The following is a 7615-nucleotide window of genomic DNA, read 5'->3' as shown; positions in this document are numbered from 1 at the left end:
GCAGCGCTCCGGCACCCCCTTCGCCGTGGTCTGTCGTGCCGCCTTCGGCGTCCGGGGTGCGAAGATTCCCGCCCTGATCCGTGGCTGTATCGCGGTGGCCTGGTACGGCATCCAGACCTACCTGGCGTCCCACGCGCTGGTGATCCTCATGGTGAAGCTGCGGCCGGACTGGGCGGACCTCGCGGACAAGGACCTGCACGGCGTCCTCGGGCTGTCGGTCCTCGGCTACATCGCCTTCGCTGTCCTCTGGGTCGTCCAGGCGCTGGTGTTCTGGCGCGGCATGGACGCCATCCGCAAGTTCATCGACTTCTGCGGCCCGGCGGTCTACGTCGTCATGGCGGTCCTGGCGATCTACCTGGTCAGCAGGGCCGGCTGGGGCAACGTCGACCTCAACCTCTCCGACCACCGGCTCACCGGCTTCGCCGTCTTCTCGACCTTCTGTGCGGCGGTGGCCACCACGGTGAGCTACTTCTCCGGCCCGATGCTCAACTTCGGCGACATCTCCCGCTACGGGAGGAGCCGGAAGGCGGTGAAGGTCGGCAACTTCCTGGGCCTGCCACTGAACTTCCTGGTCTTCTCCGTGATGGTGGTGCTCACCGCGTCCGCCACGGTGCCGGTCTACGGCCGGATGATCACCGACCCGGTGGACACGATCGCCGAGCTGGACAATACCGTCGCCATCGCCTTCGGCGCCCTGACCCTGCTCATCGCCACCGTCGGCATCAACATCGTGGCGAACTTCATCGCCCCGGCCTTCGACTTCTCCACCGTCGCCCCGAAACTGATCTCGTGGCGGACGGGCGGCATGATCGCCGCGGTCGGTTCGGTCTTCCTCACCCCGTGGAACCTGTACAACTCCCCGGACACCATCCACTACACGCTGGACACGCTCGCCGCGTTCATCGGACCGGTGTTCGGCGTCCTCATCGCGTACTTCTACGTCATCAACCGGGGCGACCTGAACATCCCGGCCCTGTTCGACGCCTCCCCCGCCGGCGCGTACCACTATTCGAGGGGGTTCAACGTGAACGCGGTCATCGCGGTCTGTGCGGCGGCGGTGGTGGGCATCGTCATCGTGGTCGTCCCCGCGTTCACGGACGCCGCGACGTACACCTGGTTCATCGGGGCGATTCTCGCGGGTGTGCTCGTCATCCTGCTGGAGAACATCCGCCCGTCGGTGATCATGCGTGACACCGACGCCACCGCCGCTGCCGCCACCGCCACCGACGCCACCGCTCGGGCGAACACCGCGCGCGCACTGGATTAAGCTGTGGACGTGACCTCCGTGAACTCCGCCTCCGACACCGACGCCCTCTGCGTCACACTGGGACGGCACGCCGACGCCCGTCTGACCGGCACCGATGCCCTGGTGCGCGGCCCGTGGGCGAACCCGGTGACCTGGCGCCAGCCGGTGCACACGGTCTACATCCCCGCCCACCTGATGACCGGTGCAGCACGGGACCCTGACATCGCCCGGAGCTGGGGCGACACCGCCCTGTCCGCCCTCACCGCCTACGGCGGGGCCGCCACCGCCGAGGACGCCGCCACCGGTCTCGCCCGCGAACTCGGCGTCCCGGAGCAGGACGCGGCCACCGTCGGTGGCCTCACCGTGGCGAAACTGCGGCGCGAGCCGGTCGAGGATCTCCGCATCGATTTCGAGGACGGCTTCACCCAGCGCGGCGTCCCCGTGGCGGAGAGGGACGCCGACGAGGACGCCCGGGCCGTCGAGGCCGCAGGCATCCTCGCCGACTGGTTCACCACCGACACCCTCGGCGACCGTCCCGCCTACGCCCCCGCCTACGCGGGGATCCGTTTCAGGTCGTTCGACCCGGCGGTGCGGGACCGGGGGCTCCGCACCCTCGTCACCGTCCTGTCCGTGCTGAACGACCGGGGTGTCCTCGGTACGGTCCTGGCGGAGAACCCCCGTTCCCTGCGTCTGACACTGCCGAAGGTCCAGCACCACCGCCAGGTCGGGACGTTCGTCGAGATCCTGGAACAGCTGGAGGAGGTCTTCGGTCTCCCCGCGGGCACGCAGATCCTCTTCGAGGTGCAGATCGAGACCCCGCAGGCCGTCGTCGGTGTCGGGGGTGAGGCCGAACCGGCCCGCATCCTCGCCGCCGGAGCGGGCCGGATCCTGTCACTGCACTACGGCACCTACGACTACTCCGCCTCGCTCGGGGTGGACGCCGCCGAGCAGTCGATGGAGCATCCGGTGGCCGACCACGCCAAGGACATCCTCCAGGTCGCCACCACCGCCGTCGGCGTGGAACTGTCCGACGGTTCCACCAACCGTATTCCGGTCGGCACCGCGGACCAGATCCTCGACGGTTGGCGGATCCATCACCGCCTGGTGACCCGGCATCTGCGCCGGGGCATCCGACAGGGCTGGGACCTGCACGCCCACCAGCTCGTCACCCGCCACCTGGCGACGATCGCCTACTTCCGCGCGTCCTGGGCGACCAGCGCCGAGCGGCTGCGCGACTACGTCGCCGGCGACGGGACCCGCTGGATGGACGAGCCCGCCACCGCCAAGGCCATGGCCGGGTACCTGCTGCGTGCGCACGCCTGCGGTGCCGTCACCGACACCGAACTCGCCACCACCGGAGTCTCCCCCGACCAACTGCACACCCTTCAGGTCACCGGGCGTCTGTAACGAAAGGACCCATGAACACCCCATGAACACCCGCATCTTCCGAGCCGAACACGCCGTCTATCTCCCGGAGGACGCCCAAGGCAGCAACGGTACAGCCCGACCCGTCCTCGGCCCCGCCACCGTCGTCACCGACGGTGAGACCATCGTCTCCGTCACCCCGGGACTGACCTCGGACATCCACGCCGGGCACGGCGCCGAGATCATCGACGTCCCCGCCGACCAGGTCCTGATCCCGGGTCTGGTGGACACCCACGTCCACGTCAACGAGCCGGGACGCACCGAGTGGGAGGGTTTCGCCTCCGTCACCCGCGCCGCGGCGTCCGGCGGTGTCACGACCCTGCTCGACATGCCGCTGAACTCGATCCCCTCCACCGTCACGGTCGAGGCCCTCGACGCCAAACAGGCCGTTGCGAAGGACAAGGTGAAGGTCAACGTCGGTTTCTGGGGAGGTGCCGTGCCGGAGAACCTCGGCACCGGTGACCTGAAGGCCCTGTGGGACCGTGGCGTCTTCGGCTTCAAGTGCTTCCTGCTGCACTCCGGTGTCGACGAGTTCGCACCGCTGAGCACCGGACAGCTGCACCAGGCCATGACCGAGATCGCCGGGTTCGACGGGCTGCTCATCGTCCACGCCGAGGACGGCGGGATCATCGACGAGGCCACCGCCAAGGTGGACGCCGCCGGCGGGGTCGACGAGACCTTCGACAGCTTCCTGGCGTCCCGCCCGTCGTCGTCGGAGGCGAAGGCCGTCGCCACCGTCATCGCCGCCGCCGAAGAGACCGGCTGCCGCGCCCACATCCTGCACCTGTCGGACTCCGGCTCGATCGACCAGATCGCCGCGGCCCGGGCCCGTGGCGTCCGGATCACCGCGGAGACCTGCCCGCACTACCTCTCCCTGTTCAGCGAGGAGATCCAGAACGGAGCCACCCAGTACAAGTGCTGCCCGCCGATCCGCACCGCGGGCAACCGTGAGCGTCTGTGGAAGGGGCTCGTCGACGGTGTCATCGGCACCGTCGTCTCCGACCACTCCCCCTGCACCGCCGAGCTGAAGCGCTTCGCGGAGGTCGCCGAGGCCCAGGCGTCCGCCAACGAGAGCAATGAGCTCACCGCCTTCGCCGCGCTGGCGGCCAAGGGCAACGACCTCGGTGCCGGCGGCGCCGACCACCGTGGTTCCGGCGGCTCCTTCGGGACCGCCTGGGGCGGCATCGGAGCTGTCGAGCTGGGGCTGCCGGTGGTCTGGTCCCAGGCGCGGCTGCGCGGCCTCGGACTCACCGACGTGGTCCGCTGGATGTGCCAGAACCCGGCCGAATGGGCCGGACTGTCCGACCGCGGTGCCATCCAGGTCGGCCGCCGCGCCGACTTCGCCCAGGTCAGTGCGGACGACGCTTTCGTCGTCCTGCCGGAGAACCTCAACCAGCGCAACAAGGTCACCGCCTACGCCCAACGTGCCCTGGCCGGTGTGGTGACCCGCAGCTTCATCGGTGGTGAGACCGTCTACATCCGTCCCACCACCCCCCGGACTCCCGCCGCCGCCGGTGAGCCCGGCGATCTGGCGGTCTTCCCCGCCGATGTCCAGCCGTTCACCCTGCGCCCCCGCACCGCCGCTACCCCGTCCAAGGAACTGTCCCATGAATGAATCCTCCGCCGACAAACCCGACTTCACGATCTGGCCGGACCTGGCCAGCCGCGCCCTCGCAGGCTCCGTGGTCTGGGCGTCCGACGAATCCTTCGCCGAGCGTGAGAACCTCATCGCCGCCCACGAGCCTGAGTTCGACCCTGACGAGTTCGGCAACAAGGGCAAGGTCTACGACGGCTGGGAGACCCGTCGCCGCCGCCATGACGAGATCGGCGGCAACGACGCCGCCATCGTGCGTCTCGGCGTCCCCGGTCAGGTCAAGGGCATCGTGGTCGATACCGCCTGGTTCAGGGGAAACTACCCGCCCCGGATCGCCGTCCACGGCCTGACATGCGACGAATATCTCACCGGCGAGGAGATCGCCGCCCTGCCGGACAGTGACTGGACCACGCTGGTGCCGGTCACCGACGCCCAGGGTGACCACAAGCACTACTTCGAGATCTTCCCCGCCGGTGCCGCCGCCGAACAGCGCTTCACCCATGTGCGCCTCGACATGATCCCCGACGGCGGCATCGCCCGTCTGCGCGTCCACGGTCAGCCGGTGCCGGACCCCCGCTTCCTGGGCTGCACCCTCGACCTCGCGGCCGTGGAGAACGGTGGCCGGGTGACCGGGTGCACCAACATGTTCTACTCGAGCCCGAACAACGTCATCTCCCTGGGCCGCACCCGGAACATGGGCGAGGGCTGGGAGAACGCCCGCCGACGCACCGAGGGCAATGACTCGGTCACCGTGCAGCTCGCCGGTGAGGGCCGGGTGCGCTGGGTCGAGATCGACACCTCCTACTTCGTCTTCAACTCCCCCGGCGATGTGAGCCTCACGGGTGTCACCGCCGATGGCGAGGAGATCGAGCTGGTGGCGAAGACCCGTGCCCTACCGGACACCAGGCACCGGTTCCTGGTCTCGGACCCGAACGAGGGTGAGACCGGACCGACCCCGGTCGTCGCCGTACGCGCCGACGTCTACCCCGACGGCGGCATCGCCCGGCTCCGCGTGTGGGGCGACCTCACCGACGGAGGGCGCCGTACCGTCGAGGCGCGCTGGTAGCCGACCTGACCTGCGACGGCCGTCGAAACCTGCCCGTAACACGCCTGTAGCAGAGCGGCCTGACGGGCGGAATATGCTGACCGCATGACCGTCACCTATGACCCGACCAAGCCGGAGCGCAACCGCCCCGTCCCCCTGCCGGATACGGAGGCCTCCGCCCGCCTGGCGGCCCTCGCAGAGCAGGCCCGCGCAGACATGGCGCTGATCGGGCACAACCATGACTGGGTGCCCGCCCCGTCCGAGGGCGCGTACAACGTCCTCGTGCTCGGCGGTGGCCAGGCCGGTCTCGGTTCCGCCTTCGCCCTGTCCCGTCACCGCATCGGCGCGGTCAAGGTGCTGGAGTCCGGCCCGGCGCACGAGGTCGGCTGCTGGACCCGCTACGCGCGCATGCACACCCTGCGCAGCCCGAAGAACATGAAGGGCATCGAGCTGGACATTCCCTCGCTGCACACCGGGCGCTGGTTCGAGGCCAGGTACGGCAAGGCGGCCTGGGAAGCCACCGACCTGGTCCCCCGCGAGGACTGGAACGAGTACCTCACCTGGTACCGCGACGTCACCGGCGCGGACGTGGACTTCAACACCACCGTCACCGCTGTCCACAAGCCGGACGCCGAGGGCTACTTCCGTGTCACCGCCGTGCGCGACGGTGCCGGGGTCGAGTACCGCGCCCGCCGCGTCATCTTCTCCCTCGGGCTCAAGGGCGGCGGCGGAACCTTCCTTCCGCCGCTGGTCGAGAACCTGCCGGAGCACCTGCGCTTCCACACCGAGGACGACATCGACTTCGACGCCCTGGCAGGCAAGCGCGTCATCGTGCTCGGTGGCGGCGCCTCCGGTTTCGACAACGGTGGTACCGCCCTGGAGGCCGGTGCCGCATCCGTGGAGATGCACGTGCGCCGCTCCGACATTCCGCGCCAGAACTCGCTGCGCTGGATGGAGTTCCCCGGCATGCAGGAGCACTTCTATGATCTGACTGATGAGCAGAAGTGGGACTTCTCCCTGTTCAACGGTGGTCTGCCGCAGCCGCCGACGCAGGCCTCGGTGTGGCGCTGCTTCGCCCACGAGAACTTCTCCATGCTCACCGACACCCGCTGGGCGGACGCCTCCGTGCGCGTCACCGACGGTGTCGAGGAGGTCGTCATCACCGACGACAAGGGCGTGGAGCACGTCGGTGACGTGGTCATCTCCGCCACCGGTTACACCGTGGACCTGGGGCTGCGTCCGGAACTGGAGGAGTTCCTCGACGACATCGCCCTGTGGTCCGACGTGTACGGGCCGGCCGAAGGCCACCCGATGGGCTGCTGCCCCTACCTCGGCGACGGTTTCCAGTTCCAGGCGAAGGACGCCGCGTCCGCCGAGGCGAAGGAGTACATCCCCCGCCTGGTGCACCTGTCCACCGGCGCCCGCGCCTCCCACGGTGTGGCGGGCAACCAGCTCTCGGGTATCTTCGCCGGTCTGACGCGCGTTGCGGCGCGGATGGCCACCGACATCACCAAGGAGAACTGGCCGACGTTCTTCGAGGAGTTCAAGGCCTTCGAACACATCGAGATCCCGACCGTCGGCGCCCACGCCGAGGGCGAGGCCTGGTACCCGGACGGCCCGCGGTACTGATCTGCGGCTGGCCGGCTCCTGCCCGGCTCCTCCCAGCCCTGTCCGCACATCGATGCCGGTGGGGCCTATATCATGACGATCAAGAAGAATCGGCCGACACTCCACGAGCGGGATGAGGCCCCTTCGCTGCGGCGGTGGAGATCACCACCATGGACGCGTTCACTGGGTACCGTAGCGCGGTGCGCGACAAGCTCACGGAGGCGACCGCGGCATCGTCATCGCCGCGGTCCGTCCCACCAGACGCCGCCGCCCCCGCTGCGGGACCTGCGGGATGATCTGCGCCCGCTACGACCCCGGCGAGGGTCTGTGCCGTCGGCGGGGACTGGACCTGGGCACCACACCGGTGTTCCTCCAGGCCCCCACCCCACGGGTGGACTGCCCACACTGCGGAGTCACCGTCGCTGAAGTCCCCTGGGCCCGCCACGGTGCCCGCCATACCCGTGGTGTCGACGAGCAGGTCGCATGGTTGGCCACGCACGTGTCGAAGTCCGCGGTCTGTGAGCTGATGCGGATCACCTGGCGCACCGTCGGGGCGACGATCACCCGGGTCCGGGCCGGCGTCGAGGCACGCGTGGACCTGTTCGCCGGGCTGCGGCGCATCGGCATCGACGAGATCAGCCACAAGAAGGGCCAGCGCTACCTCACCGTCGTCGTCGACCACGATTCCGGACGGTTG

5 protein-coding genes and 1 pseudogene are annotated in these 7615 nt (G+C 69.3%); all 6 read left to right on the top strand.

Annotation, left to right across the window (positions count from 1 at the left end; translation table 11 throughout):
- A partial coding sequence (locus QZV72_RS11540) for an NCS1 family nucleobase:cation symporter-1 (protein ID WP_297008628.1) occupies positions 1-1267 on the top strand: 1267 nt, incomplete at its 5' end.
- 9 nt (positions 1268-1276) lie between these two features.
- Positions 1277-2653: a DUF6986 family protein gene (locus tag QZV72_RS11535; protein WP_297008626.1), complete on the top strand. Its 1377-nt coding sequence runs from the start codon at positions 1277-1279 to the stop codon at positions 2651-2653.
- Positions 2654-2675: 22 nt separating this feature from the next.
- Positions 2676-4286, top strand: a complete 1611-nt coding sequence (gene allB / locus QZV72_RS11530; protein WP_297008624.1) for an allantoinase AllB — start codon at positions 2676-2678, stop codon at positions 4284-4286.
- A complete protein-coding gene (alc, locus tag QZV72_RS11525) occupies positions 4279-5331 on the top strand; it encodes an allantoicase (RefSeq protein WP_297008623.1) in 1053 nt (350 codons plus the stop codon). The genes allB and alc overlap by 8 nt, the downstream gene beginning before the upstream one ends.
- An 84-nt stretch (positions 5332-5415) precedes the next feature.
- Entirely contained in the window at positions 5416-6939 is a 1524-nt protein-coding gene (locus QZV72_RS11520) for an NAD(P)-binding domain-containing protein (protein WP_297008621.1), read from the top strand.
- Between the two features lie 211 nt (positions 6940-7150).
- A pseudogene (locus tag QZV72_RS11515) lies at positions 7151-7615 on the top strand (helix-turn-helix domain-containing protein); the annotation flags it as partial.

It is taken from the genome of uncultured Corynebacterium sp., assembly GCF_902782855.1.
Classification (GTDB): Bacteria; Actinomycetota; Actinomycetes; order Mycobacteriales; family Mycobacteriaceae; genus Corynebacterium.
The sequence above is the reverse complement of the archived record's forward strand: the minus strand, read 5'-3'. Positions and strand labels throughout refer to the sequence as shown.

Bases quoted from the DNA above. Each gene is read 5' to 3' on its own strand.
- allB (WP_297008624.1), top strand. From the start codon at position 2,676: ATGAACACCCGCATCTTCCGAGCCGAACACGCCGTCTATCTCCCGGAG.
- alc (WP_297008623.1), top strand. From the start codon at position 4,279: ATGAATGAATCCTCCGCCGACAAACCCGACTTCACGATCTGGCCGGAC.
- QZV72_RS11520 (WP_297008621.1), top strand. From the start codon at position 5,416: ATGACCGTCACCTATGACCCGACCAAGCCGGAGCGCAACCGCCCCGTC.